Source organism: Streptomyces rugosispiralis (genome assembly GCF_024505145.1).
GTDB lineage: Bacteria > Actinomycetota > Actinomycetes > Streptomycetales > Streptomycetaceae > Streptomyces > Streptomyces rugosispiralis.
The window spans coordinates 1-26648 of record NZ_JANIAA010000070.1; the positions used below are offsets into that span (position 1 = coordinate 1).

Below are 26648 nucleotides of genomic sequence, written 5' to 3' on the forward strand. Positions count from 1 at the left end.
AACGAACACACCCGTCACCAGGAACGGAATGTATGTGTCGTTCGGCAGGCCCCGATTGCTCTTCAGCAGCATGCCGAAGATGAAGAAGTACACCGCCGCGTTGAGCAGCGGGGTCGCCACCTGCCACACCTGACCCAGCTTGGCCTGGCTGTACTGGGCGGTGAGCTTGGCCGACGAGAAGGCCAGGATGAAATGGCGTCGGCCCCACAGCTGACGGATGTACTCGCCGAGGCCCACCCGGGCGCCGCTGACCGTGAGGCCATGGGCGGCGGCCAGGGCGGCGGGATTCTCCGGCGGGTGGATCCGTTCGCTGTCCGGAACGAGGAGCTGGCTCACGTGGACACCTTTCGGGCGAGCTGGTCTCGCGTGAGGACTGCGGCTGAGGACCGCGGCCGGCCTCAGCACTTACGTCGGAACGGATGCGTTCCGACGTTGCGTAACCTAGACCAGGAGACGCCGGAACGCAACCGTTCCGCCGTCGAGTAGGCTCAGGGCATGGAGAAGGAGCCAACGAAGCCTCGGCGTATCCCCGCGGGCGCCGCGGTACTCCAGGAGAACGTCACGGACGCCATCCGCGCGGCGGTCTTCGAGGAGCTGGCGACCGTCGGCTACGGGCGTATGTCGATTGAACGAGTGGCGCGCCGGGCCGGGGTGGGGAAGGCGGCCATCTACCGGCGTTGGCGTTCGAAACTTCCCATCGTTCTCGAGGTCGTCTCCGCCCTGGCGAAGCAGGGCCTGCCGACACCGGACACCGGTTCTCTGCAAGGCGACATAAAGGTTCTGCTGGAAGCGACGGCCCGGGTTCTCTGGCATCCGATGGCCGCGCAAATCGTCCCGGACCTTTTCGCGGAATCCGCGCGTAACCCGGATATGGCTCAGGCATTGCAAGCGGCGGTGCGGGATTCTCAGCGCGGGGTCGCCGAAGTGGTCATCCGCAATGCGGTCGACCGGGGAGAGCTGGCCGCCGATACGGATGTCGACCTCGCTCTCGACCTGGCCAGCGGCCCTCTTTACTGGCGCCTGAGCACCATGCGATCGCCCCTCCCCGAGGGGTATCTGGACGGCCTGGCCGCGGCGACCACCGCTGCTTTGGCCGCCGCCCGCATTTCCCGCTGAGCGGCGGCCATTTCCCCGTGAAACACTCCGGCGGCGCCGGGCGTCACAGCTCCACGGTGAAGGCCCAGAGAGTGAGGTCCGTCCCGGGCAGGGGCGCCCAGTCGCGTTCCGGGGCACGGGTGAAGCCCAGCCGCTCGTACAGGCGGTGGGCGGCGGTCATCGAGTGCTGGCTGCTGATCACGATCCGCCGCAGGCCCAGCGCGCGGGCCCGGTCCAGGCAGGCCCGCACCAGCGCCTCGGCGGCGCCACGGCGGCGCGACTCGGGGCGGACGGCCAGCATCCGGAACTCGCCCTCGCCGGGGCGGGCCAGCTCCGCGTACGCCCCGCCGTGCACGGCGAACGCCACGGCGCCCAGGACCTCGTCGCTCGCCGCGTCCGCCGCGACCAGCAGTTCGGCTTCGGCGGCCCGGCGGCGGGCGTCGCGCAGGGTGGCGAGATAAGGATCACTGTCCCCGAAGTCCAGGAGGCCGTCCCCCAGATACACCTGCGCGGTGAGCTCCCCGATTCCGTCCAGCTCCGCGTCCCGTGCGCGCCTGATGGTGATGTCCATGCCCGTAGTCTGCCGCAGGCCGGGGTTCCCGGTGTCACTGGGTGACGGCGGTGATCACTCCGGTGGAGCCCGCGCGCTTGTTGGCGGCGTCGGCCTCCTGGTGGGTGACGTAGCGCCGGACCGTGCCGTCCGGCAGCGCCAGCTCATAGACGACAACGGGTTGAGGCGGCCATTGAGCCGCTCCTCCGCCGCAGTTGCAGGCCATGGTTGCCGTTCCTTTCCCTCGGGGACGTCGGGGTCGGGTTCGTTGGGGTCGTCGGGTTCGTTGGGGTCGTTGTGTGCGTGGAGGTCAGTCCAGCCATCGCGAGGCGACACCGGCCAGATAGGAGAGCGTCAGGGCGGTGGCCGGGAGGTGGAACCACGCGGTGGTGTGCAGCAAGGAGGCGTAGACGGCGATGGCGGCGGCCACCCATGTGCTGGTGCACCAGCCGCAGTTCACCAGGTAGGTGGGGCGGGAGTCGTCGCCGAAGCGGTCGGCGACCCAGATCCTGAACCCCGCCGCCAGGGTGTCCTTGGTGATGAAGCGGGTGATCCGGCAGGTGGTGCCGAGGGCGAGAAGGAACGCGGCGAGGCTCATCGGATCGATTCCTCCCCGGGTGGTCATACGGGGGTCGGCAACGGCTGCTGTCACTGATGGGTCGGCGCTGCCGATATCACCCATTAGAGGCATGACGGGCGGCGGCAAGCCATACCCCTTGGCATGCATTCGCCCGAATAGCCGAGCGCTTGTCATACAAGCTCGGCGCTTTGCGCGCCTTGATGCGCCAAACGAGTGATGGCCGCTGTGAGCCCTTGAGCGGCGCCGAGGGGCGTGGATAACTGGAAACGTGGCCACCGAGGCCGCCCCATACCTCGTCGGCCACTCCAGGAGCCGGGCGTCCGCCCATGGCTCCGCCCTCATCCGCGCACCGCTCCCGCGCCCCCGACCGGCCGCCCGTCGCTCATCCGTTCCTCCGGTGCGGCCTGTCTCGACCGCGCGGTGGCGACGAGGCGTTCACCGGCGGTCTGCCCACGTCCGTCGGCATGCCATCGGCGCACCTCACCGAACCCGAACCTTCCCAGGGAGGACCGACCATGACCTCGACCGCTCTCGCGACCGCCGCCACCACCGCTGCCGCCGCCGCGGGCTACTGGCCGCCGGTGGGACCGCCGACGCTGCTCGCCGTGGTGCCCGACTCGGGCCCCGCCGCCGGTGGCAACTACGTCCGGCTGTTCGGGCAGAACCTGCGCGGCGTCACCGGAGTGTCCTTCGGCGGCACGCCCGCCACCATCGTCTACCAGGACAACCCCGGCGGTGGCGGCGGTGGTGGCTGGGGCGGCGGTGGCGGAGGCTGGGGCGGTGGCGGCTGGCCCGGAGGCGGCGGCAACCCCGGCTACGACGGCATCGTGGTGATAGCCCCGCCGCACGCGCCCGGGACCGTCCAGGTCACCGTCACCACGGCCGCCGGGACCAGCAACGGCCTGCCCTACACCTACGTGGCACCGGCCCCGCCCACCGCCGTCGCCATCACCCCGACCGTGGGCCCGACCACCGGCGGCACCGTGTACGTGATCACGGGCACCAATCTGACCGGCGTCACCAGCGTCACCTTCGGCGGAAGCCCCTCGACCATCCTGACCATCAACCCCGCCGGGACCAGCCTGATCGGCGTCACCCCGGCAGGCCCGGCCGCGGGCGGCAACGTCACCGTGACCCTCACCGGCCCCGGCGGCAGCGGCAACGTGCCCGGCGGCTTCACCTACTTCGTCGCGCCGCCCGCACCGGTGCCCCTCGCCATCACGCCCGCCACCGGACCGGCCGCCGGCGGCACCGCGTTCACCATCACCGGCACCAACCTCGGCGGTGTGCTGGGCGTGCTGTTCAACGGCGTCCCCGCCACCGGTGTGACCGCCACCCCCACGACGGTGGCCGGTATCACCCCGCCCGGGGCGGTCGGCACCGCGACCGTCACCCTGGTGACGGCCTTCGGCACCGTCACCGTCCCCGGCGGCTTCACCTACGTCTGACACGCACATCCGGAACGGGCCCCGGCCGCCGAGATGGTTACGCCCTCGGCGACCGGGGCCCCGTGCTCCGTTTCTGCCCGGCGGTCCGCCGGCCCCGCGAGGGCCGCTTGGGGCACACGGTAGTGGGACGTCGCCCGCCCTTACGCTGTGCCGAGGTGGTCCAGCAGCCCTGCCTTGGCGCTGCGTATGAGGGCGTCCAGGGCGGTGGGGGTGGTGGTGAGGATGGTTTCGGGTTCGTCGCTTTCGCGGAGCCGGATGGTGGCGTTGCCGGGTGCGGAGACGTAGAGGCAGGCGTTGCCGGTGGAGCTGTACGAGGACTTCTGCCAATCGCGGGTGGCCAACTCATTTCCCTTTCAGGGCTCGGATGATGCTCTGGACGAGGTCGCGCGACTTCGGCTCGGTGAGGGCCACCGCCTCCATGCGTTCCAGCACGATGCGGTACCTCTCCAACTGGGCAGGGGCGTCGAGTAGTTCGGAGCCATGCTCCGTATCGAGCTGCACGGTGTCCAGCTGTGGGACGGGCCCGGTGGCATAAAGGATCGACGGGCCCGAACCCGGGAACGACCCCGCCTCGAAGGGGATCACCAGCACCGTGATGTGGGCGTGCTCGCTCATGTCAAGGATGTGTTGGAGCTGTCCGCGTGCTACGTCCGGTCCACCGAAGCGCATCCGTAGAGCGGCCTCATGGACGATCGCCGTATAGGGCGTGGGCTTGTCCCGGTAGAGGATGGCCTGCCGCTTCACGCGGTGGGAAACGTGGTGCTCGACGTCCGGCGGAGTCAACGGCGGGACCGCCTGCCGGAAGATCTCGCGGGCGTGGTCGATGGTCTGGAGCAGACCAGGCATGTGCGCGATGTAGGCCGAGCGCAGCTCCACGGCGTGGTGCTCGAGCTCGGCGAGATCGAGCAGTCCGGCGGCGAGCGTCTCCCGGTACTCCTCCCACCAGCCCCGCTTGCGTTCCACCGCCATGTCGATGAGCGCCGCGATCAGGGCTTCGTCCCCACACGAGTAGTTCCGCGCCAGCGCTCGCAGCCGCTCCGCGCTGACTCCGAACCGGCTCGCCTCGATGTTGCTGATGGCCGTCTGATTGGTGCCGAGCAGCCGCCCGGCCTCGGTCGACGTCAAACCGGCGCGCTCCCGGAGCCTGCGCAGCTCGGTGCCGAGGCGGAGTTGGCGTGCTGTCGGAACACTTCTCTGAGGCATTCGCCGATTCTCTCTGCTCATGCGCAACAGGCGCGTCACTCACATGGGTGGCATTCCAAGCACTTCTATCAGTGTCGTCGAATATCTTATGCGGACGGGGCTACGGTTTGTGCTGGGACACAGTCCAACTCCTCGCACAAACCGGAGACTTCATGCCCACCGCAGCAACGGAAATCCCCTGGTCCTACTCACTCCGCCTGCCCCATGACGCCCGCGCCGCAGGCATCGCCCGCACTACCCTCCGTGCGGTCCTCGCCCGGCACGGGATGGGCGATCTCACCGACCCCGCGACCCTCGTGGCGAGCGAGATGGTCACCAACGCCTACCGTCACACCACCGGCCCAGCCGAAATGCGCATCCGCGCCGTGGAGGAGGGGCGTCTGCGGATCAGCGTGTGGGATACCAACCCGGACATCCCGCCGCCGTTCGACAAGCCCCCGGCCCTCTTCGACCGCTCGTCCGCCCTCGCCGAGGCCGCCGCGAACACCGAGGCGACCTACGGCCGTGGCCTCCTCATCGTCCGGATCTGCGCCGACAACTGGGGCGGTTACGCCCTCGCCGACGAGTTGTTCGGGCGGAGCGGCAAGCTGCTCTGGTTCGAAATCGCACCGCAACAGCCGTGCGACGCCTTCGAGATCGCCGCCTAACGCCCGTCCGGCGTCCCGGCAGGGGTGAGCGCCGGGGAGAAGTTCAGGGTCGGCCCGTCGTAGGAACCGCTGTATCCCTGCTCCTTCTCCTCTTCCCGCTTCTTCTTCGGCCAGCCGGGATCCATCGCGCAGGGCCCACCGCTGCCTCCGCCGAGCCGGTGGAACTCCGCCTCCCAGGTGATCCCGGTGCTGAAGCCGCCGTCGCGTTCGGCCTCGACGCTCCACTCCTCGAGCTGCTCGTCCTTCCCGAACCGCGTGATGCGCCACCCCTCCGCCTTGAGGTGATCCCGCACCCTGCGCAGCGCGGGCAGCGCCTCCGCCCGGTCCACCTTTCCGATCGACCACCCGTGGATCAGCTGGTACGCGCCTTCCACGGGCGGGTCGGCGAAGCTGAACAGGCCGTCCGGGTAGCAGTAGTTGGAGTCGAAGCCGTTGTGGTTGTCGACATCGACGTAACCGCCTTCAATCGTGCGGTCGATGCCGAGCGCGGCGTAGGCGTCCCGGGAGTACCCGGCGAGCAGCCGCGCCCGCTTCTCGGGGTCGACGTCGGGATAGGTGGAGTCGACGCTCGCGTACGCGAGCCCCGCGAGTCCGGCCACGGCCAGTGCCAGCACGCTGGTGCAGCCGACGCGCCACCCGTTGCCGCCCTTTCTGGCGGGCGCCTCACTTTCGGTCATACACCGGACGGTAGGTCCCGGCCCCGGCGGTCCGGATCCGTGCCGTCACCCATCACGGCGTAGGTATCCGTACTCACCCGGACGGGACTCACCCGGGCGGGGTCGCGGTCCCGCTTGTCCCTCTGCCACCAGCGCATTAGCCGTCCGTTAGCAGAACGCCAATCCAATATCCGAAGCTGATGGTCGTCCGGGAGCGAGACGAGAGAACAGAAACAACAGGAGCACCACCATGAACACCGCCACCACCAAGCGCTTCCGCGGCCGTGCCGGCCGTCGCATCGCCGCCGCCATCGTCGCCGCCGCGGCGCTGGGCCTGGGGGCCACGGCCTGCGGTCCCGACGACTCCGAGTCCGCCGGTTCCTCGAGCTCCTCCGCCGCGCCCGCCTCGCAGGACGCCTCGGCCACGGCCCAGTCCACGGGCGGCACTGCCAAGGAGGGCTCTGCCACGGGCGGTTCCTCCTCGGACAGCTCCGGCCCGCAGGGCCAGAACGGCGGCGGCACCGGTGGCGGGTCCGCCTCCTCCGGTGGCGGCGTCGCCAACGCGGGCAACCACCACACGTACGTCGGCAAGCTGCAGTACCTCGCGCCCGGCAAGCTGATCGTCCATCCCGAGGACGGCAGCACCGACCAGGCGTTCTACGTCTCCAACGCTACCCAGATCTTCGGCGCGGCCGCGATCTGCGGCGAGGAGTCCGGCCACGTGGCCCTCGGCGAGGACGGCTACGGCACCACTAAGTGCACCGCGGACGATCTGGAGAAGGCCGCGAAGACCGGCAGCGTGACCGTCCGCGTCACCTTGAGCACCAAGTCCGCCGGTGCCGAGACGGTCGAGGAGAAGTACCACCCGTAAGCCCCGCACCCGGCATCCCGGTACCCCGCGACCACACGAACGGGCCGCCGGCCCCCGAGAGGGGAGCCGACGGCCCGTTCAGCCGTCACATCAGCGCGCGGCCCGCCGCCAAGGCGTCAGTGGCCGCCCGGGGCGCCCGCCGTGGCGGGCGGGAGGTCGGTCTGGACGCCCGGGTCGCCCGCGTCCGCCTTGTAGTCGGCGGCGGACGTCTCGTCCACGCCGTCGGGGGCCTTGACCGCCCGCAGGATCAGCGTCAGGACCACCGTGACCACCACGTTGAGCACGAAGGCGGTGAGGCCGATGTAGCCGATCTCGCCGATACCGGGCACATCGGCGGTGTTGCCGAAGTGCTTCTGGGTGCCGCTCGGGGTGTCGTACGCCTTCCACGTTCCGTAGACCATGCCGACCGCCCAGCCCGCCAGCAGCGCCCAGCGGTGGAACCAGCGGGTGAACAGGCCGCCCACCAGGGCCGGGAAGGTCTGCAGGATCCAGATCCCGCCCAGCAGCTGGAAGTTGATCGCGACGGTCTTGTCCATGCCCAGCACGAAGATCAGCGCACCGACCTTCACCAGCAGCGAGACCAGCTTGGAGACCTTGGTCTCCTCCTCGGCCGTGGCGTTCGGCCGCAGGAAGTCCTTGTAGATGTTGCGGGTGAAGAGGTTGGCCGCGGCGATCGACATGATGGCCGCCGGGACGAGCGCGCCGATGCCGATCGCGGCGAAGGCGACGCCCGTGAACCAGTCGGGGAACATGTCCTCGAAGAGCTGGGGGATGGCGAGCTGGCCGTTCTCGACCTTCACCCCGGCGGCGATGGCCATGAAGCCCAGCAGCGCCAGCAGCCCCAGCATCAGCGAGTACAGCGGCAGGATCGTGGTGTTGCGGCGGATCACCTCACGGCTGCGGCTGGAGAGCGTCGCCGTGATCGAGTGCGGATACATGAACAGCGCGAGCGCCGAGCCCAGGGCCAGCGTGCCGTACGCCCATTGACCCTCCGCCGCGGGTGCGAGCCCACCCGCACCCGCCTTGGTGAACTTGTCGTTCGCCGCGCTGAAGATGTCGTCGAAGCCACCCAGCTTGATCGGGATGTAGATGATCGCCACCGCGATGACGATGTAGATCAGGGTGTCCTTGACGAACGCGATCAGCGCGGGGGCGCGCAGCCCCGAGGAGTAGGTGTACGCCGCGAGCACACCGAAGGCGATCAGCAGCGGCAGGTCTTTGATGAACCAGTTGGTGTTCTCCCCGCCGCCGACGCCCATCACGTCCAGCACCGCCTGGATGCCCACCAGTTGGAGGGCGATGTACGGCATGGTGGCGAGGATGCCGGTGATCGCGACGGCCAGCGAAAGACCCTTGGAGCCGAAGCGGCCGCGGACGAAGTCCGAGGTGGTGACGTACCCGTGCTTGTGGGACACCGACCAGAGCCGGGGCAGGAAGGTGAAGATCAGCGGGTAGACCAGGATGGTGTACGGGACCGCGAAGAACCCGGCCGCGCCGGTCGCGTAGATCGCGGCCGGGACGGCGACGAAGGTGTACGCGGTGTACAGGTCGCCGCCGAGCAGGAACCAGGTGATCCAGGTGCCGAAGCTGCGGCCGCCAAGACCCCACTCGTCGAGGTTGTTGGCGTTCTCGGCGGCGCGCCAGCGCGCGGCCAGGAAGCCCATGACCGTGACGGCCACGAAGAAGAAGATGAAGACGGCGAGCGCGACGCCGTTCACTCCGTCGTTCATGCGGAGTCACCCCCCTTGCGCTCCCGCTGCTCGCGGCGGACCAGGACGTAGGCGACCGAGGTCAGCGCGGCCGAGATCGGCACCCAGAGCATCTGGTACCAGTAGAAGAACGGGATCCCGATGAAGGTCGGCTCGACCTTGCCGTACGAACCGACCCAGAGCATCCCGACAAACGGGGCGATCAGGCACAGAGCGGCCACGACGCGCGTGGGCGTCACGACCGGTCTCCTGCCGGGTGAAGCGGACGTGTCTGACATGTGGCGGGCTCCAGTCCCCTCGGCTCATCACCTGCGTCGCAGTCGATCACCTGGATCACAGCTGATCATTTGTGTAATGCGCAGGAAATCTAAGCCCGGGGCCGGGCGGCAGTCACTACCCGTCCGTATATCGGTATGAGAAAGATAGCCGGTCAGCCGTATCACGCCCGACTGATGGCGCGCCACCGGGCCGTGGCGCGACTCGGCCCGAAGCGCTGCTCAGTCGTTCGGCCGCTGGAGCCGCGCCACGAACTTGTAGCGGTCCCCGCGGTAGACCGACCGCACCCACTCCACCGGCTCCCCGGCCGCGTCCCGCGAGTGCCGCGAGAGCATCAGCATCGGCAGCCCCACGTCCGTGCCCAGCAGCCCCGCCTCGCGCGGGGTGGCCAGCGAGGTCTCGATGGTCTCCTCGGCCTCGGCCAGCCGGACGTCGTACACCTCGGCCAGCGCCGTGTAGAGCGAGGTGTACTTCACCAGGCTGCGGCGCAGCGCGGGGAAGCGCTTGGCGGACAGATGGGTGGTCTCGATCGCCATCGGCTCACCGCTGGCCAGCCGCAGCCGCTCGATGCGCAGCACCCGTCCGCCGGCGGCGATGTCCAGCAGCCCGGAGAGCCGGTCGTCGGCGGTGACATAGCCGATGTCCAGCAGCTGGGAGGTGGGCTCCAGGCCCTGGGCCTTCATGTCCTCGGTGTACGAGGTGAGTTGCAGCGCCTGGGAGACCTTGGGCTTGGCCACGAACGTGCCCTTGCCCTGGATCCGCTCCAGGCGGCCCTCGACGACCAGCTCCTGGAGCGCCTGGCGCACGGTGGTGCGCGAGGTGTCGAACTCCGCGGCCAGGGTGCGCTCCGGTGGGACCGGGGTGCCCGGTGGCAGGGTCTCGGTCATCTCCAGCAAGTGGCGCTTGAGGCGGTAGTACTTCGGGACGCGCGCGGTGCGTGCCCCATTGGAGCCGTTGCCGTCGCTCTCGGCCGTCGTGGTGGCCGCCGCTGCCGCCGTTGCCCCCTCGGTGTCCATCGCGCGCCCTTCCGACTCCTGGTCCACTGCCGTCACCGGCATCCATCGCCGTCACCGGTCTCCTGAAGAATCCAGCGCCTCACATCGTGGCACGGTCCCGGCTCCGGGCGGTCCGTCGGTCCGGATGTCGGGAAGTGTCGGTCCGGTAACGGAGCCTCCAGTGACTCTTATACACCCTTGACACCCCAAAAGGTCTAGGCCAAGCTGCGGGCACTGGTCTGGACCATTAAACCCCTGATCCGGCCTTCTGAGGAGAGTGCTGTGAAGCGTGGGCTCATAGCGGCGACGGGTGTCGCGGCAATGCTGGTATCCGTCGCGGCCTGTGGGTCCGACGGCGATGACGACAAGGCCGGAGCGGACGGTTATAAGGGCCAGACGCTCACCGTCTGGGTGATGGACGGCTCCTCGCCGGACGGCTGGACGAAGGATGTCAAGGCCGCTTTCGAGAAGAAGACGGGCGCCAAGCTGAAGTTCGAGATCCAGCAGTGGAACGGCATTCAGCAGAAGGTGACCACCGCGCTCTCGGAGTCCAACCCGCCGGATGTGCTGGAGATCGGCAACACCCAGACCCCGTCCTACGCGCAGACCGGCGGCCTGGCCGAACTCGGTGACCTGAAGAAGTCGATCGGCGCCGACTGGTCGGAGTCGATCAACAAGTCCGCGGTCTACGACGGCAAGCAGTACGCGGCGCCGTGGTACGCGGCCAACCGGGTCGTCCTCTACAACAAGAAGATCTGGGCCGAGGCCGGGATCAAGGACACCCCCAAGACCCGTACCGAGTTCTTCCAGGACCTCGACGCCATCAAGAAGAAGACCGACGCCGAGCCCATCTACCTCCCGGGCCAGAACTGGTACTTCTTCGACGGGCTGACCATCGGCACCGGCGCCGACCTGGTGAAGAAGGACGGCGACAAGTGGGTCTCCAACCTCGCCGACCCCAAGGTCGGCAAGGCCATGGACATCTACAAGCAGTACCAGTCCTTCAGCAAGGCCCCCAAGGACAAGGACGAGGCCACCCCGCAGCAGGGCGAGGTCTTCGCCAAGGGCAAGACCGGCGCCTTCATCGGCATGGGCTGGGAAGCCGGGATCGCCATCAAGGCCAACCCGAAGATCGAGAAGGACATCGGCTACTTCACCATCCCGGGCGAGACCGCGGGCAAGCCGGAGGGCGTCTTCCTCGGCGGCTCCAACCTCGCGGTCGCCGCGGGCAGCGAAAAGCAGGAACTGGCCAAGGAGTTCCTGAAGATCGCGCTCAATGACACCTACGAGGGACAGCTCGCCAAGGAAGGCGGTGTCATCCCCAACAAGGAGTCGCTCCAGGCGCAGCTCAAGGGCAACCCCGCCGGGCAGGCGGCCGCCCCGGCCGCCGCGACCGGCGGCACCACCCCGCTGATCCCCGAATGGGCCGCGGTGGAGAACGCCCCGAACCCCGTCAAGACCTATATGACCGCCGTGCTCACCGGTAAGTCGCCCGCCGAGGCCGCCAAGTCGGTCGAGGACGAGCTGAACAAGCGCCTCAGCCAGGAGCGTTGAGCCCGATGGCGGTAGCGACCGAACGCCAGGACCCCGGCCCGGTGGCGGCCGGGGTCCGCCGGGGCGGGCCCCCGCCGGGCACCCGCCGCCCGGCCCCGGGCGCCGCCGGGCGCGCACGGCTGACCGGCGCCGCCCCGTACCTCCTGCTGCTGCCCGCGCTGGCGGCCACCGCGCTGCTGCTGGGCTGGCCGCTGGTCAAGGACGGCCTGCTGTCGTTCCAGAACCTCAATATGCGGCAGCTGATCCAGCACCTCACCGAGTGGAACGGGGTCGACAACTACCGCGAGGCGCTGACCAGCGAGGACTTCTGGCGGGTCACCCTGCGGTCGGTGATCTTCACCGCGGTCAACGTGGTGCTGATCATGCTGTTCGGCACCCTGATCGGACTGCTGCTGGCCCGGCTCGGCAGCAAGATGCGGCTGCTGCTCTCGGTCGGTCTGGTGCTGGCCTGGGCCATGCCGACCATCGCCGCCACCACCGTCTTCCAGTGGCTCTTCGCCACCCGCTTCGGAGTGGTCAACTGGGTGCTGGACGCGCTCGGCTGGCACTCCATGGCGCACTACAACTGGACCGGCGGCCAGTTCTCCACGTTCTTCGTCATCACCGTGCTGATCGTCTGGGGGTCGATCCCCTTCGTGGCGATCAACCTCTACGCCGCGACCACCACCATCCCCGGCGAGCTCTACGAGGCGGCCGCGCTCGACGGCGCCGGCGGCTGGAAGAGCTTCACCTCGGTGACCTTCCCCTTCCTCAAGCCGTTCCTGCTGGCCACGACGTTCCTCGAAGTCATCTGGGTCTTCAAGGCGTTCACCCAGGTCTTCGCGATCAACGAGGGCGGCCCCGACCGGCTCACCGAGACCCTCCCCGTCTACGCCTTCATCGAGGGCGTCGGCAACCAGCACTACGGCATGGGCGCCGCGATCTCGCTGCTGACCATCGCGGTCCTGCTGGCGCTGACCTCCTACTACCTCCGGATCGTGCTCAGGCAAGAGGAGGACGAGCTGTGAAGCGCTCGCCACTCGCCCGGCTGTGGCCCAACGCGGCCGCCGTCGTGCTCTTTCTCGGCTTCGTGTTCCCCGTCTACTGGATGTTCACCACGGCCCTCAAGCCGACCTCGGACATCATCTCCGAGGACCCGGTGTGGTTCCCGACCGGAGGCACCCTCGAACACTTCCAGAAGGCCATGGACGCCGAGAACTTCTGGACGCTGGTGGGCAACTCGTTCATCGTCACCCTCTCGGCGGTCGGCCTCTCCCTGCTGATCGCGCTGCTCGCGTCGTTCGCCCTGGCCCGGATGCGGTTCAAGGGGCGCCGCGGCTTCCTGGTGACCTTCATGATCGCGCAGATGGCGCCCTGGGAGGTCCTGGTCATCGCCATCTACATGCTGGTGCGCGACGGCGACATGCTGAACAGCCTGCTTCCGCTGACCCTCTTCTACATGGTCATGGTGCTGCCCTTCACCATCCTCACGCTCCGCGCCTACGTGGCCGCGATCCCCAAGGAGCTGGAGGAGTCGGCGATGGTCGACGGCTGCACCCGTCCGCAGGCGTTCATCCGGGTGATCTTCCCGCTGCTCGCCCCCGGCCTGATGGCCACCTCGCTCTTCGGCTTCATCACGGCCTGGAACGAATTCCCGCTCGTGCTCATCCTGAACAAGGACCCGGGCGCCCAGACGCTTCCGCTGTGGCTGTCCAGCTTCCAGACCGCCTTCGGCGACGACTGGGGTGCCACCATGGCGGCGGCGTCGCTGTTCGCCATCCCGATCCTCCTCCTGTTCCTGTTTCTGCAACGCAAGGCGGTCGGTGGGCTCACTTCCGGCGCTGTGAAGGGATGATCCCGGTTTATGACGACCCTCGCACACGACTCGGCCACCCTCACCCGCGACGCTCTCACGGTTCTCCAGCCCGGCTTCACCGGGACCTCCGCCCCCGACTGGGTGCTGCGGCGGCTCGGTGAGGGGCTCGCCTCCGTCGGCCTGTTCGGCCGGAACATCGCCACCCCCGAGCAGCTGGGCGCCCTCACCGCCCAGCTGCGCGCCGAGCGCGACGACGTCCTGGTGGCGATCGACGAGGAGGGCGGCGACGTCACCCGGCTGGAAGTGCGCGCCGGCTCCTCCTTCCCCGGCAACCTGGCGCTCGGCGCCGTCGACGACCCGGAGCTGACCCGCGCCGTCGCCCGCGAGCTGGGCCGCCGCCTCGCCGAATGCGGCGTCAACCTCAACTGGGCGCCCTCCGCCGACGTCAACTCCAACCCCGACAACCCCGTCATCGGCGTGCGCTCCTTCGGCGCCGAACCGGGGCTCGTCGCCCGGCACACCGCCGCGTACATCGAGGGCCTCCAGGGCGCCGGGGTGGCCGCCTGCACCAAGCACTTCCCCGGCCACGGCGACACCGCCGTCGACTCCCACCACGCCCTGCCGCGCATCGACGCCGGTCTGGACACCCTGACCGCCCGTGAACTGGTGCCCTTCCGCGCCGCCGTCGCCGCCGGGACCAAGGCCGTGATGAGCGCGCACATCCTGCTGCCCGCGCTCGACCCCGACCTGCCCGCCACCCTCAGCCCCGCCGCGCTGCACGGCCTGCTGCGCCGGCCGGTGGCCGACGGCGGGCTCGGCTTCGACGGGCTGATCGTCACCGACGGCATGGAGATGCGGGCCATCGCCGACGCGTACGGCATCGAGCGCGGCAGCGTCCTGGCCATCGCCGCGGGCGCCGACGCCATCTGCGTGGGCGGCGGACTCGCCGACGAGGGCACCGTGCTGCGGCTGCGCGACGCGCTGGTCACCGCCGTCATCGAGGGGCGGCTGGCGGAGGAGCGGCTGGCCGAGGCGGCGGCCCGGGTGCGCGCCCTGGGGGAGTGGACGCGGCGCTCCGGAGGACCGCGCGCGGCGCACGGCATCGAGCCCGCCGCGGGGGTGGGGCTCGATGCCGCGCGCCGGGCGCTCCGGGTCACCCCGGCCGGGTCCTCGTACGACCCCGTGACCGGACCCGCCTACGTGGCCGCCTTCACCCCGGTGGCCAACATCGCCGTCGGCGAGGAGACCCCCTGGGGCGTCGGCGCCGAACTGGCCCGGCTGCGTCCCGGCACCGGGGCCGCCACCTACGGGCGGCAGGACGCCGACACCTTGGGCGTTCATGGCCTGATCGAAAATATGCTCGACACCGCGGGGGACCGTAGGATCGTCGCTGTGGTCCGCGATGTCCACCGCCACCCCTGGATGGCCGACGCGCTGGACGCCCTGCTCACCGCCCGGCCGGAGACGGTCGTCGTGGAGATGGGGGTGCCCCAGGCGCCGCCCGCCGGGGCGCTGCACATCGCGACCCATGGCGCCGCCCGGGTGTGTGGACGGGCGGCCGCGGAAGTGATCGTCGGCAACGGCGCCGGTGACCACCCCGGGGACTGACCCCTCAGCCCCCTCGGCCCAGCCCGGCACTTAAGCCACCTGGAGGCACCCAGCATGTCCGCCACGACGACGGCCCAGCGCAGCGACCAGCCGGGCCGGATCATGTCCGGCGAGATGGCCGAGCAGCCCGCCGTGCTGCGCCGCATCCTCGACCAGGGCGCCCCGAGGATCCGCGAGGTCGCGGAGCGGATCGCCGCCCGCAAGCCGCGCTTCGTCCTGCTCACCGCCCGGGGCACCTCGGACAACGCGGCGCTGTACGCGAAGTACCTGCTCGAGGTGTTGCTCGGCAAGCCGTGCGGGCTGACCTCCATGTCCACCACCACCGCGTACGGCGCCCAGCCGAACCTCACCGACGTCCTGGTGATCACCGTCAGCCAGTCCGGCGGCTCCCCGGACCTGGTGGCCTCCACCGAGGCCGCCCGCGCGGCGGGCGCGATCACCCTCGCGGTGACCAACAACGCCGACTCGCCGCTCGCGGCCGTCTCCGAATTCCACATCGACGTCCTGGCCGGGCCGGAGAAGGCGCTGCCCGCGACCAAGACCTACACCGCCGAACTGCTCGCCCTCTACCTCTTCGTGGAGGGGCTGCGCGGCGGCGACGGCGCGGCCGCCAAGGTGCTGCCCGACCTCGCCCAGCAGATCCTGGACCGCCAGGACGAGGTGCGGCAGCTCGCGGCGCGCTACCGCTTCGCCGAGCGGATGGTCCTCACCTCCCGGGGCTACGGCTACCCGACCGCCAAGGAAGCCGCCCTGAAGCTGATGGAGACCAGCTACATCCCGGCGCTCTCCTACTCCGGCGCCGATCTGCTGCACGGCCCGCTGGCCATGGTCGACAACATCTCGCCGGTGATCGCCATCGTCACCGAGGGCAAGGGCGGCCAGGCGCTGCAGCCGGTCCTGGAGCGGCTGCGCGGCCGGGGCGCGGACCTGGTGGTCATCGGCAGCGCGCCGGAGGTGGAGCGGGCCTCGGCGGGGTTCGCGCTGCCGACGGACGGGGTCGCCGAGGAGGTCCAGCCGATCCTGGAGATCCTGCCGCTGCAGATGCTGGCGTACGAGGTGACGATCGCGCGCGGGCAGGACCCGGACGCGCCGCGGGCGCTGGCGAAGGTGACGGAGACCCGCTGAGGCACACGAAAAGGCTCCCGCCGCCTTCGAAGAGGCGCGGGAGCCATGTGTGACACCCGCGGCCGCGGGGGGTGTGACACCCGCGGGCCGCGGCGCCAGGGCGGGACCCTCAACCCGCCCGGCACCGCAGCCCGGAGTTGCGTCGGCCGAGCGGCCGACCTGATGAGGACTCCCGGGCGGTCAGGGCAGAGCGCTCCGGGTTCCTCGATCCGCCCTCCTGTGCGGGGAGAGCGGAAGATCGCAGTGCTCGACATTCTGGACTAGACCACTGCTGTCTGTCCATGCTTATGCGCGAATAGGCTAATCCACCGGTGAGGGTAGGCTCACAATGTGCCCTCCATGAACGACCTCGTACGCCAGCACACCGCACTCGACGATTCCGATCTCGAGTGGCTCCACCTGCTGGTCTCGGAGTGGCAGCTGCTCTCCGACCTCTCGTTCGCCGATCTTGTGCTGTGGGTCCCCACCAGCGACGGCACCCGGTATGTCTCCGTGGCCCAGATGCGGCCGAACACCGGGCCCACCTCCTACCAGGACGACATGGTCGGCCATCTCGTCCCCCGCGGCCGCCGCCCCATGCTGGACGCCGCCCTGGACGAGGGCCGGATCGTCCGGGAGGGCGACCCCGAGTGGCGTGAGGAGGTGCCGGTCCGGGTGGAGTCCATCCCGGTCCGGCGGGAGAGCCGGGTCCTCGGCGTGATCGCGCGGAACACCAATCTGCTGACCGTACGAACCCCCAGCCGGCTGGAGCTGACCTACCTCCAGAGCGCGTCCGACCTCGCCCAGATGATCGCCGCGGGATCGTTTCCGTTCCCCAATCAGCAGGTCGACATGGACGCCTCACCGCGCGCGGGCGACGGGCTGATCCGGCTCGACGCGGACGGGGTGGTCCAGTACGCGAGCCCCAACGCGCTCTCCGCCTACCACCGGCTGGGTCTCGCCGCCGATCTCGTCGGCCACCACCTGGGCAAGACCACCGCCGAACTCGCCCCGGTGCGCGGCCCGGTGGACGAGGCGCTGGTCAAACTGGCCAGCGGCTGGGCGCCCCGGGAGTTCGAGGTCGAGGGCGGCGACGGGGTCATCCAGCTGCGGGCCATTCCACTCAAGCCCAAGGGGCTGCACATCGGCTCGCTGGTGCTGCTGCGGGACGTCACCGAACTGCGCCGCCGCGAGCGCGAGTTGATCACCAAGGACGCCACCATCCGGGAGATCCACCACCGGGTGAAGAACAACCTCCAGACGGTGGCGGCCCTGTTGCGGCTCCAGGCCCGCCGCATGGACTCGGCGCAGGGGCGGGAGGCGCTCAACGAGGCGGTGCGCAGGGTCGGCTCGATCGCGATCGTCCATGAGACCCTCTCGCAGAACCTGGACGAGCGGGTCGAGTTCGACGACATAGCCGACCGGGTGCTGGCGATGGTGGCCGAGATATCGCCCGGAAAGGTGACCGGCCGCCGCACCGGGCGGTTCGGCATCCTGGACGCCGAGGTGGCCACCCCGCTGTCCATGGTCCTCACCGAGGTGCTGCAGAACGCGCTGGAGCACGGCTTCGGACCGGGGGAGCAGGGCACGGTCGAGGTCTCGGCGGTGCGCGGGGGCAGCGGTGAGGAGAGCCGGCTGGCGGTGGTCGTCCAGGACGACGGGCGCGGGCTGCCCGAGGGGTTCGACCCCCAGCGGGCCGGAAACCTGGGGCTTCAGATCGTCCGCACCCTGGTGGAGGGGGAACTGGGCGGAACGTTCGACATGGTGCCCGCTCCGGAGCGCGGCACCCGGGTGATGCTGGACTTCCCGGTGGGTGAGGAGAAGCACTGAGCGCGTTGCGAGTCCGAGAGCGATCTGTTATCGGAAAGCACTGAGCCCCGGACCCATCCGGTCCGGGGCTCAAAGCTCAATTTGCTGTGCGCATCGGGGGTTCTACGCGCTGCGGCTCGGGGGCCATGGGGTGCGGGCTTCAGGCGCTGGCGTTGCGTGCCCGGTTGCGAGCGGCGCGGCGCTTCATCGCGCGGCGCTCGTCTTCGCTCATTCCACCCCAGACGCCGGAGTCCTGACCGGACTCAAGCGCCCACTGCAGGCACTGCTCCATGACGGGGCAGCGGCGGCAGACGGCCTTGGCTTCCTCGATCTGCAGCAGCGCAGGACCGGTGTTGCCGATGGGGAAGAACAGCTCGGGGTCTTCCTCGCGGCAAACGGCGTTGTGACGCCAGTCCATGGCTGCTCCATCTCCTCGTATTGCGGGCTCGTTGCTTGTGAATGTGAACGCTTTCACGAATCCCCCCGCAAGGGCAGGGCCGCCGAACCAGTTGGGGCTGGTGCGGTCCTGTGGAATGAGGAGGGGGTTCGGGCTCTCAAGGGGGCCTTTCAGAAGGCCGTCCCGATCGCCAAGAAGAGACTCGCAAACCTCGGCGACGGATACAACCCCTTCCGGAAAGTTTTTTTTGATTCCTTGGTGTCGGCTCGATCACAGCCGTACTTCCGGTGGGTGGAGTCCAGGGTAAACGTTCGACTGGAAGGACTTTTTGCGGTCTCACTCACACAATCACACGCAGTGCACGGCGTACGCCTGTGAACGTCACGCTCGTACGCAGTCCCAGATGGTCACCGTCCATCTGGAACGGCAGTGGCGCCTGGGATTGCAAGGTGAAGTCCGTCAGGTCGTGAAGCGCTACCACATGCTTCCCGCGGGGCCCGCGTTCGGGCGTCGACATCAGCAGCTGGGTCGCGTAGCGGGTCATCGCCGGCGCCGACAGTTTGGCGAGTCCCAGCACGTCGAGGGCGGTGTCGAAGGACGCCTGGGGCGCCGCGTAGACCGGGCGGTTGCCCAGAAAGGTCCACGGGGAGGTGTTGCAGACTATCGACAGCGCGAGCTCCTCGATCGGGTCCTCGCCCGGCCGCCCGATGGTGATGGTGCCCTGCCGCCGGTGCGGCTCCCCCATGAACTGCCGCACCATCTGCCGTATGTAGAGCGCGTGGGTGGACCGCTTGCCGCGCTCGCGCTGCTGCTCGACCCGGCCGATGACGCTGGCGTCGAAGCCGAGCCCGGCGCAGAAGGTGAACCAGCGGGCCGGGACCGACTCGTCCCGGGTGCCCGGGGTGCCGCCCGCGAGTCCGAGGCCCACGGTGCGCTCGGTGCCGTCTCTCAGGGCGTCCAGCAGAGCGCCGGTCGCCTCGACGGCGTCATTGGGCAGCCCGAGCGCGCGGGCGAAGACGTTGGTGGAGCCACCGGGCACGACCGCGAGCCGGGGCAGCTCCTGCGGGGCGGGGCCATGGTGGAGCAGTCCGTTGACGACCTCGTTGACGGTGCCGTCGCCGCCGAACGCCACGACCAGTTCATGAGTGCCGCCGTCGACCGCCCGCCGGGCCAGGTCGCGGGCGTGCCCCCGGTACTCCGTGGTCGCCACGTCCAACTTCAGATCGCTGGCGAGCGCGTGGAACAGAACATCCCGGGTGCGGGCACTGGTGGTGGTTGCTGCCGGGTTGACCACGAGGAGTGCGCGCATGCGCGCCAGCCTACCCATCCGGGACGACCGGCCCCAGGGGGGTAGGGTCCGGGCGCCTCGAGGACGGCTAGGCTGCGAGGGTGAGCAGTAAGAAGTCCGCTACGGCGAAGTCCGCTACCGCGAAGCAGGCGCAGAGGGCCACGGCGCGGAAGGCCACGGGTCGGCCGGACGCCGAGGGTGGGGCCGCCAAGGCGGCGGACGCCGCCGGTGCCCGTGCCGGTGCCGCCGACGCCGGTGCCGCCGCGCCCACCGGGCCCCGCCCCGCCCGGCTGACCGCCGCCGCGGTGCTGGCCGCCGCGGAGGGCGTGGTGCTGCTGGGCTTCGGCGTCTATGTACTGATCATGGGGCTGACCGGGAATCCGGAGAGCCCCGAGCAGGCGGAGATGCTCGGCGTCACCGTGCTGGCGCTGGCCCTGCTGCCGCTGCTGGCGGCCCGTGGGCTGTGGCTGCGGCGCCGCTGGAGCCGCGGGCCCGCGATGATCACTCAGCTGATGGCGCTGCCGGTGGCCTGGACGCTGGTGCAGAACGGCGGCGGGCTGATCGCCGCCGGAGTGGCCACCGCCGTCGCGGCTCTCGCCGTCCTGGCGCTGCTCATCAATCCGACGGCGACCGAGGCACTCGGCATCGGTCCCCGCGACGCGTAGCCGGTTTCACCCTTGCGGCGTGCCCGGCGTGCCTTGGCGCCTGCGGCGGGCTGCTCCCCTCCCCGCCCCTTCCCACAACTGGGGCTCCGCCCCAGACCCCGCTCCTCAAACGCCGGAGGGGCTGGACGGCTCCTCAAACGCCGGAGGGGCTGATTTCAGCCCGTCCGGCGATTGAGGACACGCCCGAAGGGCGTCCGGGGGCGAGGGGCGAAGCCCCTGCCACGCGGCGGAGCCGCAAACGGATGCTGCGGGAAGGGGCGGGGCGGGAAAAGGAACGCCGGCCACCCCGTAGCGCGTCGCTCGCTACTCCTCGACCAGCAGCTTGTCGCGCAACTGCGCGAGCGTGCGGGCCAGCAGTCGGGAGACATGCATCTGGGAGATGCCCACCTCCTGCGCGATCTGCGACTGCGTCATATTGCCGAAGAAGCGCAGCAGCAGGATCTTCTTCTCGCGCGGCGGCAGATCCTCCAGCAGGGGTTTGAGCGACTCGCGGTACTCGACGCCCTCGAGCGCCTCGTCCTCCGCGCCGAGGGTGTCGGCGACCGCCGGGGACTCGTCGTCCGTGTCCGGGACGTCCAGGGACAGGGTGCTGTAGGCATTGGCGGACTCCAGCCCCTCCAGCACCTCCTCCTCGGAGATGGACAGATGCTGGGCCAGCTCATGGACGGTCGGCGCGCGTCCATGGCGCTGGGAGAGCTCCGCGGTGGCGGTGGTCAGCGACAGCCGCAGCTCCTGGAGCCGGCGCGGCACCCGCACCGCCCAGCCCTTGTCGCGGAAGTGGCGCTTGATCTCACCCACGACCGTGGGTGTCGCATAGGTGGAGAACTCCACACCGCGGTCCGGATCGAACCGGTCCACGGACTTGATCAGTCCGATGGTGGCGACCTGGGTGAGGTCGTCCAGCGGCTCACCGCGGTTGCGGAAGCGCCGGGCCAGATGCTCCACCAGCGGCAGATGCATACGCACGAGGTTGTTGCGCAGCTCGGCCCGCTCGGCGGAGCCCTCCGGCAGCCGTCGCAGCTCGGCGAACATCGCCCGCGCGCCACTCCGGTCCTGCGGATCGTGCTGCTGATGCACCTGCTCGTGCTGATCCATGTGGTCCGCCCGCTCTGGTCGGTCTCCTGCCGCCTCCGAGTCCGCGGGATGCGGCCGGGCCGGCGGGTGCGGGATGGCCGGGGTACCTACTCCCCGCGATGATGCAGTGCTCACGGAGCCCCCTTGTTCCGTCACGGCTGTCCGGGGCCGGCGCCGCGCTCCTTGTACAGGCTGATGCTGACCGTTCGGTCCTCGGCCACCGTCGAGTCCACCTTGCCCGCCAGTGCGGAGAGCACCGTCCAGGCGAAGGTGTCGCGCTCGGGGGCGCGACCGTCGGTGGTGGGAGCCGAGACGGTCACCTGGAGTGCGTCGTCGATCAAGCGGAAGACGCAGCTCAGCACACTGCCGGACACGGCTTGCTGCAGCAGGATCGCGCATGCCTCGTCAACGGCGATACGCAGATCCTCGATTTCGTCGAGGGTGAAGTCCAAGCGGGCTGCCAGGCCGGCGGTGGCCGTCCGCAGCACCGACAGATAGGCACCCGCAGCGGGCAGCCGGACTTCCACGAAGTCCTGGGTCCCGGGCTCGCCTGCGATCTGGGACACCCTCACCTCCAAGGTGACACAAGCTGATTGAGCTGAGCTGATTGGAGCGTCGGCCCCGAACCCTTATGGTGGAGGGTGATACGGGTCGGCGCTGTATGTACTTTGGCTGCGACGCTATCGCGATCTGCGGTTCGGTGTCGCCCGGACGATGCACGGCCCCCATCACGGGTGAACCCCGGCCCACAAGGCCGCGATATCACTCATAGTAAGCACATGAGTACGCAGCGTGGCTAGAGGGTTTGCGGTCTCAATTCGAAAGAGATGTCGCCTCACTCAGGAAATCGCTGGTCACGGCGGTGCCCATGGCTTGAGCGGCCAGCGCTCGCAGCGGCTCCCCGGAGAGCCTGCGCACCGTCCATTCGTCCATCGCCTCCGCGCCGAGCGCGGCGTAGAAGCCGATCGCGGGCTCGTTCCAGTCGAGCACCGACCATTCGAACCGGGCATATCCCCGCTCCACGCAGATCCGCGCCAGCTCGGCGAGCAGCGCCTTGCCGTGGCCGCCCCCGCGGGCCCGCGGGGTGACGTACAGGTCCTCCAGATACACGCCATGGGTGCCTGTCCAGGTGGAGAAGTTACGGAACCACAGGGCGAACCCCACCGGAGCGGCGGGCTCTCCGGCGCCACCTGCCTCCTCGGCGATCAGCGCGAACACCGCGGGATGCGCCCCGAAGAGCGCCTCGCGCAGCTGCTCCTCGGTGGCCTTCGCCTCCTGCGGAGCCCGCTCGTAGTCCGCCAGCTCGCGGATCATCGCATGGATCGCCGGAACGTCGGACGGCTTCGCTGATCGGATCATGTGGTGAAGGCTAGCGGGCCGCACCGACAAACGCGGCAGTCGATCTCCGACATTGCGCGGAAAACGCCAAGACCAGGGCGTCCGCGGAGCCGGGACCCGGCACACACCGGCGGCTCACCCCACGATGAGCTGATCCACGAAGCACCAGCGCCAGTCCTCGCCCTCCTCGAAGCTGCGCATCACCGGATGGCCGGTCCCCTCGAAATGGCGGGTGGAGTGCTGGTACGGCGAGGAGTCGCAGCAACCCACATGGCCGCACACCAGGCACATCCGCAGCTGGACGGGGTGGCTGCCGACCGCCAGGCATTCGGGACAGGTGTCGGACCGCGGCTCCGGTTCGGGACGCGGCAGTGCGGGAACATGCGGGCACTCGTTCATGATTGCCAGACTAAAACGCCGCATGGGCGGAGCACATGGACGACCGTCGGGACGGCCGACGGAGACAGGGCCGGACGATGGATGTATTGCCGTTGTTGATGCTGGTCGCGGGCAGCGCGGTGGTCGCCGGCGCGGCGCGCCGGACCCCGGTGCCCGCGCCGCTGCTGCTGGTCGCGGCCGGGCTCGCCGTCTCGTACGTGCCCGGGGTGCCGGACTACACCCTGGACCCGCACATCGTGCTGCCCCTGGTGCTGCCGCCGCTGCTGCACAGCGCCGCGCTGGACAGCTCGTACCTCGATCTGCGGGCCAATCTGCGGCCGATCGCGCTGCTCTCCGTCGGGTATGTGCTCTTCGCGACGGTCGCGGTCGGCGTGGTCGCCCATCTGCTGATCCCGCAGCTCCCGCTGACCGCCGCCCTCGTGCTGGGCGCGGTGGTCGCGCCGCCGGACGCCGTGGCCGCCACCGCCATCGCCCGCCGGATCGGGCTGCCCTCCCGGCTCACCACGCTCCTCCAGGGCGAGTCCCTGTTCAACGACGCGACCGCGATCACCGCCTACCGGGTGGCGGTGGCCGCGGCCGTGGGGGAGGGCGTCAGCTGGACCGAGGGGCTGCGGGAATTCGCCTTCGCGGCCATCGGCGGTGTCGTGGTCGGTCTGATCCTGATGGTGCCGCTGCACTGGCTGCGCACCCGGCTGCGGGACGCCCTGCTGCAGAACACCCTCTCGCTGCTCATCCCCTTCGTCGCCTACGCCGTCGCCGAGCAGTTCGGGGCGTCGGGTGTGCTGGCCGTCGTGGTGGTCGGGCTCTATCTCGGACACCACTCCTGGCAGGTCGACTTCGCCACCCGGCTCCAGGAGGCGGCGGTCTGGCGCATGATCGACTTCGTACTGGAGTCGGCGGTGTTCGCGCTGATCGGGCTGCAACTGCGGGTCGTGGTGGGCGGCCTGGGGGAGTACACCGCGGGCGAGGCGGCCTGGTACGCGGCCTTGGTCTTCCTGGCCGTGGTGGCCGCCCGCTATGTCTGGGTCTTCCCGGCGACGTTCGTGCCGCGCGTGCTCTTCCCCGGGATCCGCGAGCGCGAGCCCGGCACCAACTGGACCGCGCCGGTCATCGTCGGCTGGGCCGGGATGCGCGGCGTGGTCTCGCTGGCCATCGCCTTCTCGATCCCCGAGACCGTGCACGGCGGCGCCCCCTTCCCGGCCCGCAATCTGATCCTCTTCCTGACCTTCACCACCGTCATCGGCACCCTGGTGATCCATGGGCTCACCCTGCCGTCCCTGATCCGGCTGCTCGGGCTGCCCGGCCGCGACCCCCACGCCGAGACCCTCGCCGAGGCCCAGGCGCAGAACACCGCGTCGCTGGCCGCCGAGCGCCGGCTGACGGAACTGCTCGCCGATGAGCGCAACGCCCTGCCGTCGCCGCTCGCCGACCGGCTGCGCACGGTGCTGGAACAGCGCCGCAACGCCGTGTGGGAGCGGCTGGGCGCGGTCAACGAGGTGACCGGCGAATCGGCGGACGACACGTATCGGCGGCTGGCCCGGGAGATGATCGAGGCCGAGCGGGCGGTGTTCGTGGACCTGCGGGACGCCCGGCGGATCGACGAGGAGATGCTGCGGTCGCTGCTGCGGCGGCTGGACCTGGAGGAGGCGGCGCTCTACCGGGAGGGGGCCACGGAGGATGGGGCCTGAGCCCCGGCCCCTCCGCGGCCGCCCGTTGTGTCCGGATCCGATCTGGATCCGATCTGGATCCGATCTGGATCCGATCCGGATCCGGGTCGGATCGGCGCCAGGGGGTGTCCGGCGGGGCGTGGCGCCCGCGGCGGGCTGCTTTCCCTCCCCGCCCCAGCCACGCGCCGGACACCCCGTAGGTGAGCGTCCTACTTGAGCCGCTCGCGGATCCGGTCGCGCATCCAGGCCATGGTGAAGCCGCGCGGATCCACCTTGCCCGGCTGCCATTCGAGGTGGCCGATCACCGAGCGCTCGGTCCAGCCGTGATGGCGGCACACGGCCGCCGCGGCCCGCGCGATAGCGTCCAGCTGGGCCTCGGGCCACGGGTCCTCGCCGTCGCCCAGGTTCTCGCATTCGAAGCCGTAGAAGGCGCGGTTCCCGTCGGTGTTCGCCTGGTTGTCCGGCGGGAGGGCCCTCTCGGTGATCACCGCCCGCAGGACGTCGTCGTCGCCCAGCCCGGCGTGGTTGGCGCGACCGTAGCCGACCAGATGGACGCCGCCGTCCTTGGCGATCACGCCGTGGCACAGCGGGCCGGGCAGCCCCTCGAAGCCGTCCCGGCAGATCGCCACGGTCTCCTCGGTGCCGGAGGTGACGGTGTGGTGGATCATCACCCCGTGCACCGGGCCCCATGGCCCCTTGTGGTTCCGGTTGTGGTGCTGCCAGTCGCCGACCTGCGTCACCTGTAAGCCCTCGTTCGTCAGCGCCGCCAGGAAGTCCCCCGCGGACATGGGTGAGGCCATGCCCCGCCTCCGTTCTGGTTCTGTGGCGGACCCTGGTCGCGGCCCGCCTCGTTCACCCGGTTGCTTACCCGTCGCACACTCATAAACACATGGGGTGATCAATGGTGGGGGGCGCGTTATCGTGCGGACCGGTTCATCCGTACGACCTCGCAACAGGAGACGCACCGCACCATGGACTACCAGGCAGTGCTGGAGGAGGTCGCGGCCCATGTGGAGCCGCAGATCGGCCGGGGTCGGGTGGCCCAGTACATCCCGGCGCTCGCCTCGGTGGACGCGGACCGCTTCGGGATCGCCCTCGCCGACGTCGACGGCCGGGGCACCGGGGTGGGCGACTGGGAGCGGCCCTTCTCGATGCAGTCCATCTCCAAGGCGTTCAGCCTCGCGCTGGTCCTCGCCGACGACGGCGAGAAGCTGTGGCGGCGGGTCGGCCGGGAGCCCTCGGGCAACCCCTTCAACTCCCTGGTGCAGCTGGAGTACGAGCACGGCATCCCGCGCAATCCGTTCATCAACGCCGGGGCGCTCGTCGTGACCGACCGGCTGCACACCCTTACCGGCGACGCCAGCACCACCATGCTGGACTTCCTGCGCGCCGAGAGCGGCAATCCGGACCTCGCCTTCGACCAGGACGTCGCCGCCTCCGAGACCGCCCATGGCGACCGTAATGCCGCCCTCGCGCACTTCATGGCCGCTTACGGCAACCTCGACAACCCCGTGCCGACCGTCCTGGAGCACTACTTCTGGCAGTGCTCGATCGAGATGATCCCCCAGCTACCGCTGGGAGGTGCCCCCTGCCGCGATCTCGCCCTGGCCGGCGGCTTCCTCGCCCGGCACGGGCTGCGCGCGGACGGTTCGCGGCTGCTGTCGCGCAGCGAGGCCAAGCGGGTCAACGCGGTCATGCTCACCTGCGGTACGTATGACGCGGCGGGCGACTTCGCCTACCGGGTCGGGCTGCCCGGTAAGAGCGGGGTCGGGGGCGGCATCGTCGCGGTGGTGCCTGGGCGCTGCACGCTGTGCGTCTGGAGTCCGGGACTGGATGCCCGTGGCAACTCGGTGGCCGGGGTGGCGGCTCTGGACCACTTCACCACGCTGACCGGCTGGTCCGTCTTCTAGGGCGCGTCGG

The 26648-nt window shown here is 70.0% G+C and carries 29 protein-coding genes and 1 pseudogene; 13 read left to right on the forward strand and 17 right to left on the reverse strand.

Translation table 11 applies throughout. The annotated features are described in order from the left end of the window. Window positions 1-336, reverse strand: a pseudogene (locus tag NP777_RS45085) (ABC transporter permease); the annotation flags it as partial. 159 nt (window positions 337-495) lie between these two features. Between NP777_RS45085 and NP777_RS45090 the strand changes: the two are divergent. Next, window positions 496-1116, forward strand: a complete 621-nt coding sequence (locus NP777_RS45090; protein ID WP_256656007.1) for a TetR/AcrR family transcriptional regulator — start codon at window positions 496-498, stop codon at window positions 1114-1116. A gap of 43 nt (window positions 1117-1159) precedes the next feature. Here the strand turns inward: NP777_RS45090 and NP777_RS45095 are convergent, their stop codons facing one another. The 3 genes from NP777_RS45095 to NP777_RS45105 all read right to left on the reverse strand — a co-directional run bounded on the left by NP777_RS45095 (window position 1160) and on the right by NP777_RS45105 (window position 2243). Further along, window positions 1160-1666: a GNAT family N-acetyltransferase gene (locus NP777_RS45095; RefSeq protein ID WP_256656008.1), complete on the reverse strand. Its 507-nt coding sequence runs from the start codon at window positions 1664-1666 to the stop codon at window positions 1160-1162. A gap of 34 nt (window positions 1667-1700) precedes the next feature. After that, a complete protein-coding gene (locus NP777_RS45100) occupies window positions 1701-1871 on the reverse strand; it encodes a DUF7196 family protein (RefSeq protein WP_256656009.1) in 171 nt (56 codons plus the stop codon). An 84-nt stretch (window positions 1872-1955) separates the two neighbouring features. Beyond that, on the reverse strand, window positions 1956-2243 hold the full coding sequence (locus NP777_RS45105) for a hypothetical protein (protein ID WP_210950677.1): 288 nt from the start codon (window positions 2241-2243) through the stop codon (window positions 1956-1958). A gap of 497 nt (window positions 2244-2740) precedes the next feature. Here NP777_RS45105 and NP777_RS45110 point away from each other — a divergent pair, with 497 nt between their 5' ends. Beyond that, window positions 2741-3673: an IPT/TIG domain-containing protein gene (locus NP777_RS45110; RefSeq protein ID WP_256656010.1), complete on the forward strand. Its 933-nt coding sequence runs from the start codon at window positions 2741-2743 to the stop codon at window positions 3671-3673. Between the two features lie 140 nt (window positions 3674-3813). On the opposite strand, the gene NP777_RS45115 is transcribed toward NP777_RS45110, so the two are convergent. Continuing rightward, window positions 3814-4014 (reverse strand): DUF397 domain-containing protein, encoded by a 201-nt coding sequence (locus NP777_RS45115; protein ID WP_256656011.1) that lies wholly within the window; start codon window positions 4012-4014, stop codon window positions 3814-3816. A 1-nt stretch (window position 4015) separates the two neighbouring features. Next, window positions 4016-4876 carry a helix-turn-helix domain-containing protein gene (locus NP777_RS45120; protein WP_256656012.1) on the reverse strand — a complete coding sequence of 287 codons (861 nt, stop codon included), beginning with the start codon at window positions 4874-4876 and terminating at the stop codon, window positions 4016-4018. Between the two features lie 152 nt (window positions 4877-5028). Here NP777_RS45120 and NP777_RS45125 point away from each other — a divergent pair, with 152 nt between their 5' ends. Then, on the forward strand, window positions 5029-5523 hold the full coding sequence (locus tag NP777_RS45125) for an ATP-binding protein (protein WP_256656013.1): 495 nt from the start codon (window positions 5029-5031) through the stop codon (window positions 5521-5523). Here the strand turns inward: NP777_RS45125 and NP777_RS45130 are convergent. Next, window positions 5520-6200 (reverse strand): hypothetical protein, encoded by a 681-nt coding sequence (locus NP777_RS45130; protein WP_256656014.1) that lies wholly within the window; start codon window positions 6198-6200, stop codon window positions 5520-5522. The two genes, NP777_RS45125 and NP777_RS45130, sit on opposite strands and share 4 nt — an antisense overlap. A gap of 229 nt (window positions 6201-6429) precedes the next feature. Here NP777_RS45130 and NP777_RS45135 point away from each other — a divergent pair, with 229 nt between their 5' ends. Then, on the forward strand, window positions 6430-7050 hold the full coding sequence (locus NP777_RS45135) for a hypothetical protein (protein ID WP_256656015.1): 621 nt from the start codon (window positions 6430-6432) through the stop codon (window positions 7048-7050). A 116-nt stretch (window positions 7051-7166) separates the two neighbouring features. Here NP777_RS45135 and mctP read toward each other — a convergent pair whose 3' ends face one another. From mctP to NP777_RS45150, 3 genes are all read right to left on the reverse strand, one after another. Then, window positions 7167-8780 carry a monocarboxylate uptake permease MctP gene (gene mctP, locus NP777_RS45140; RefSeq protein ID WP_256656016.1) on the reverse strand — a complete coding sequence of 538 codons (1614 nt, stop codon included), beginning with the start codon at window positions 8778-8780 and terminating at the stop codon, window positions 7167-7169. Next, the gene (locus tag NP777_RS45145; RefSeq protein ID WP_256656017.1) at window positions 8777-9037 is read right to left on the reverse strand and encodes a DUF3311 domain-containing protein; all 261 of its coding nucleotides are present in this window, start codon (window positions 9035-9037) and stop codon (window positions 8777-8779) included. Before NP777_RS45145 ends, mctP begins: the two co-directional genes overlap by 4 nt. A 219-nt stretch (window positions 9038-9256) precedes the next feature. Then, entirely contained in the window at window positions 9257-10051 is a 795-nt protein-coding gene (locus NP777_RS45150) for a GntR family transcriptional regulator (RefSeq protein ID WP_020868527.1), read from the reverse strand. A gap of 261 nt (window positions 10052-10312) precedes the next feature. Here NP777_RS45150 and NP777_RS45155 point away from each other — a divergent pair, with 261 nt between their 5' ends. The 6 genes from NP777_RS45155 to NP777_RS45180 all read left to right on the forward strand — a co-directional run bounded on the left by NP777_RS45155 (window position 10313) and on the right by NP777_RS45180 (window position 17921). After that, on the forward strand, window positions 10313-11584 hold the full coding sequence (locus NP777_RS45155) for an extracellular solute-binding protein (RefSeq protein WP_256656018.1): 1272 nt from the start codon (window positions 10313-10315) through the stop codon (window positions 11582-11584). 5 nt (window positions 11585-11589) lie between these two features. Next, window positions 11590-12591 carry a carbohydrate ABC transporter permease gene (locus NP777_RS45160; protein ID WP_256656019.1) on the forward strand — a complete coding sequence of 334 codons (1002 nt, stop codon included), beginning with the start codon at window positions 11590-11592 and terminating at the stop codon, window positions 12589-12591. Continuing rightward, on the forward strand, window positions 12588-13418 hold the full coding sequence (locus NP777_RS45165) for a carbohydrate ABC transporter permease (RefSeq protein WP_256656020.1): 831 nt from the start codon (window positions 12588-12590) through the stop codon (window positions 13416-13418). Before NP777_RS45160 ends, NP777_RS45165 begins: the two co-directional genes overlap by 4 nt. Window positions 13419-13427: 9 nt before the next feature. Further along, window positions 13428-14987 carry a glycoside hydrolase family 3 protein gene (locus tag NP777_RS45170; RefSeq protein ID WP_256656021.1) on the forward strand — a complete coding sequence of 520 codons (1560 nt, stop codon included), beginning with the start codon at window positions 13428-13430 and terminating at the stop codon, window positions 14985-14987. A gap of 54 nt (window positions 14988-15041) precedes the next feature. Next, entirely contained in the window at window positions 15042-16112 is a 1071-nt protein-coding gene (locus tag NP777_RS45175; RefSeq protein ID WP_256656022.1) for an SIS domain-containing protein, read from the forward strand. Window positions 16113-16451: 339 nt separating this feature from the next. Beyond that, window positions 16452-17921, forward strand: coding sequence for a sensor histidine kinase (locus NP777_RS45180; RefSeq protein ID WP_256656023.1), 1470 nt, complete (start codon window positions 16452-16454; stop codon window positions 17919-17921). 139 nt (window positions 17922-18060) lie between these two features. Here the strand turns inward: NP777_RS45180 and NP777_RS45185 are convergent, their stop codons facing one another. Together NP777_RS45185 and NP777_RS45190 are read right to left on the reverse strand one after the other, a co-directional pair. Then, window positions 18061-18318 carry a WhiB family transcriptional regulator gene (locus NP777_RS45185; RefSeq protein WP_014054815.1) on the reverse strand — a complete coding sequence of 86 codons (258 nt, stop codon included), beginning with the start codon at window positions 18316-18318 and terminating at the stop codon, window positions 18061-18063. A 319-nt stretch (window positions 18319-18637) separates the two neighbouring features. Next, window positions 18638-19606, reverse strand: a complete 969-nt coding sequence (locus NP777_RS45190; protein ID WP_037962912.1) for a diacylglycerol/lipid kinase family protein — start codon at window positions 19604-19606, stop codon at window positions 18638-18640. 80 nt (window positions 19607-19686) lie between these two features. On the opposite strand from NP777_RS45190, the gene NP777_RS45195 reads away from it, so the two are divergent. Further along, the gene (locus NP777_RS45195; protein ID WP_256656024.1) at window positions 19687-20250 is read left to right on the forward strand and encodes a hypothetical protein; all 564 of its coding nucleotides are present in this window, start codon (window positions 19687-19689) and stop codon (window positions 20248-20250) included. Window positions 20251-20553: 303 nt separating this feature from the next. Here the strand turns inward: NP777_RS45195 and NP777_RS45200 are convergent, their stop codons facing one another. From NP777_RS45200 to NP777_RS45215, 4 genes are all read right to left on the reverse strand, one after another. Then, the gene (locus NP777_RS45200) at window positions 20554-21459 is read right to left on the reverse strand and encodes an RNA polymerase sigma factor SigF (protein WP_086886059.1); all 906 of its coding nucleotides are present in this window, start codon (window positions 21457-21459) and stop codon (window positions 20554-20556) included. Between the two features lie 17 nt (window positions 21460-21476). Next, the gene (locus tag NP777_RS45205) at window positions 21477-21890 is read right to left on the reverse strand and encodes an ATP-binding protein (RefSeq protein ID WP_014054819.1); all 414 of its coding nucleotides are present in this window, start codon (window positions 21888-21890) and stop codon (window positions 21477-21479) included. 247 nt (window positions 21891-22137) lie between these two features. Beyond that, window positions 22138-22683, reverse strand: a complete 546-nt coding sequence (locus tag NP777_RS45210) for a GNAT family N-acetyltransferase (RefSeq protein ID WP_256656025.1) — start codon at window positions 22681-22683, stop codon at window positions 22138-22140. Between the two features lie 114 nt (window positions 22684-22797). Beyond that, a complete protein-coding gene (locus NP777_RS45215; RefSeq protein WP_256656026.1) occupies window positions 22798-23061 on the reverse strand; it encodes a UBP-type zinc finger domain-containing protein in 264 nt (87 codons plus the stop codon). Window positions 23062-23138: 77 nt separating this feature from the next. Here NP777_RS45215 and NP777_RS45220 point away from each other — a divergent pair, with 77 nt between their 5' ends. Beyond that, the gene (locus tag NP777_RS45220) at window positions 23139-24749 is read left to right on the forward strand and encodes a Na+/H+ antiporter (RefSeq protein WP_256656027.1); all 1611 of its coding nucleotides are present in this window, start codon (window positions 23139-23141) and stop codon (window positions 24747-24749) included. A gap of 188 nt (window positions 24750-24937) precedes the next feature. Here NP777_RS45220 and NP777_RS45225 read toward each other — a convergent pair whose 3' ends face one another. Continuing rightward, window positions 24938-25528, reverse strand: coding sequence for an N-acetylmuramoyl-L-alanine amidase (locus NP777_RS45225; RefSeq protein WP_256656028.1), 591 nt, complete (start codon window positions 25526-25528; stop codon window positions 24938-24940). Between the two features lie 171 nt (window positions 25529-25699). Between NP777_RS45225 and NP777_RS45230 the strand changes: the two genes are divergently transcribed. After that, on the forward strand, window positions 25700-26638 hold the full coding sequence (locus tag NP777_RS45230) for a glutaminase (RefSeq protein WP_256656029.1): 939 nt from the start codon (window positions 25700-25702) through the stop codon (window positions 26636-26638). The last annotated feature ends 10 nt before the right edge of the window (window positions 26639-26648 follow it).

What these genes read in the sequence shown, in the direction of transcription:
- NP777_RS45090 (WP_256656007.1), top strand. Translation starts at nt 496, where the DNA reads ATGGAGAAGGAGCCAACGAAGCCTCGGCGTATCCCCGCGGGCGCCGCG.
- NP777_RS45095 (WP_256656008.1), bottom strand. Translation starts at nt 1,666, where the DNA reads ATGGACATCACCATCAGGCGCGCACGGGACGCGGAGCTGGACGGAATC.
- NP777_RS45100 (WP_256656009.1), bottom strand. Translation starts at nt 1,871, where the DNA reads ATGGCCTGCAACTGCGGCGGAGGAGCGGCTCAATGGCCGCCTCAACCC.
- NP777_RS45105 (WP_210950677.1), bottom strand. Translation starts at nt 2,243, where the DNA reads ATGAGCCTCGCCGCGTTCCTTCTCGCCCTCGGCACCACCTGCCGGATC.
- NP777_RS45110 (WP_256656010.1), top strand. Translation starts at nt 2,741, where the DNA reads ATGACCTCGACCGCTCTCGCGACCGCCGCCACCACCGCTGCCGCCGCC.
- NP777_RS45120 (WP_256656012.1), bottom strand. Translation starts at nt 4,876, where the DNA reads ATGCCTCAGAGAAGTGTTCCGACAGCACGCCAACTCCGCCTCGGCACC.
- NP777_RS45125 (WP_256656013.1), top strand. Translation starts at nt 5,029, where the DNA reads ATGCCCACCGCAGCAACGGAAATCCCCTGGTCCTACTCACTCCGCCTG.
- NP777_RS45130 (WP_256656014.1), bottom strand. Translation starts at nt 6,200, where the DNA reads ATGACCGAAAGTGAGGCGCCCGCCAGAAAGGGCGGCAACGGGTGGCGC.
- NP777_RS45135 (WP_256656015.1), top strand. Translation starts at nt 6,430, where the DNA reads ATGAACACCGCCACCACCAAGCGCTTCCGCGGCCGTGCCGGCCGTCGC.
- mctP (WP_256656016.1), bottom strand. Translation starts at nt 8,780, where the DNA reads ATGAACGACGGAGTGAACGGCGTCGCGCTCGCCGTCTTCATCTTCTTC.
- NP777_RS45145 (WP_256656017.1), bottom strand. Translation starts at nt 9,037, where the DNA reads ATGTCAGACACGTCCGCTTCACCCGGCAGGAGACCGGTCGTGACGCCC.
- NP777_RS45150 (WP_020868527.1), bottom strand. Translation starts at nt 10,051, where the DNA reads ATGGACACCGAGGGGGCAACGGCGGCAGCGGCGGCCACCACGACGGCC.
- NP777_RS45160 (WP_256656019.1), top strand. Translation starts at nt 11,590, where the DNA reads ATGGCGGTAGCGACCGAACGCCAGGACCCCGGCCCGGTGGCGGCCGGG.
- NP777_RS45170 (WP_256656021.1), top strand. Translation starts at nt 13,428, where the DNA reads ATGACGACCCTCGCACACGACTCGGCCACCCTCACCCGCGACGCTCTC.
- NP777_RS45175 (WP_256656022.1), top strand. Translation starts at nt 15,042, where the DNA reads ATGTCCGCCACGACGACGGCCCAGCGCAGCGACCAGCCGGGCCGGATC.
- NP777_RS45180 (WP_256656023.1), top strand. Translation starts at nt 16,452, where the DNA reads ATGAACGACCTCGTACGCCAGCACACCGCACTCGACGATTCCGATCTC.
- NP777_RS45185 (WP_014054815.1), bottom strand. Translation starts at nt 18,318, where the DNA reads ATGGACTGGCGTCACAACGCCGTTTGCCGCGAGGAAGACCCCGAGCTG.
- NP777_RS45190 (WP_037962912.1), bottom strand. Translation starts at nt 19,606, where the DNA reads ATGCGCGCACTCCTCGTGGTCAACCCGGCAGCAACCACCACCAGTGCC.
- NP777_RS45210 (WP_256656025.1), bottom strand. Translation starts at nt 22,683, where the DNA reads ATGATCCGATCAGCGAAGCCGTCCGACGTTCCGGCGATCCATGCGATG.
- NP777_RS45215 (WP_256656026.1), bottom strand. Translation starts at nt 23,061, where the DNA reads ATGAACGAGTGCCCGCATGTTCCCGCACTGCCGCGTCCCGAACCGGAG.
- NP777_RS45220 (WP_256656027.1), top strand. Translation starts at nt 23,139, where the DNA reads ATGGATGTATTGCCGTTGTTGATGCTGGTCGCGGGCAGCGCGGTGGTC.
- NP777_RS45225 (WP_256656028.1), bottom strand. Translation starts at nt 25,528, where the DNA reads ATGGCCTCACCCATGTCCGCGGGGGACTTCCTGGCGGCGCTGACGAAC.
- NP777_RS45230 (WP_256656029.1), top strand. Translation starts at nt 25,700, where the DNA reads ATGGACTACCAGGCAGTGCTGGAGGAGGTCGCGGCCCATGTGGAGCCG.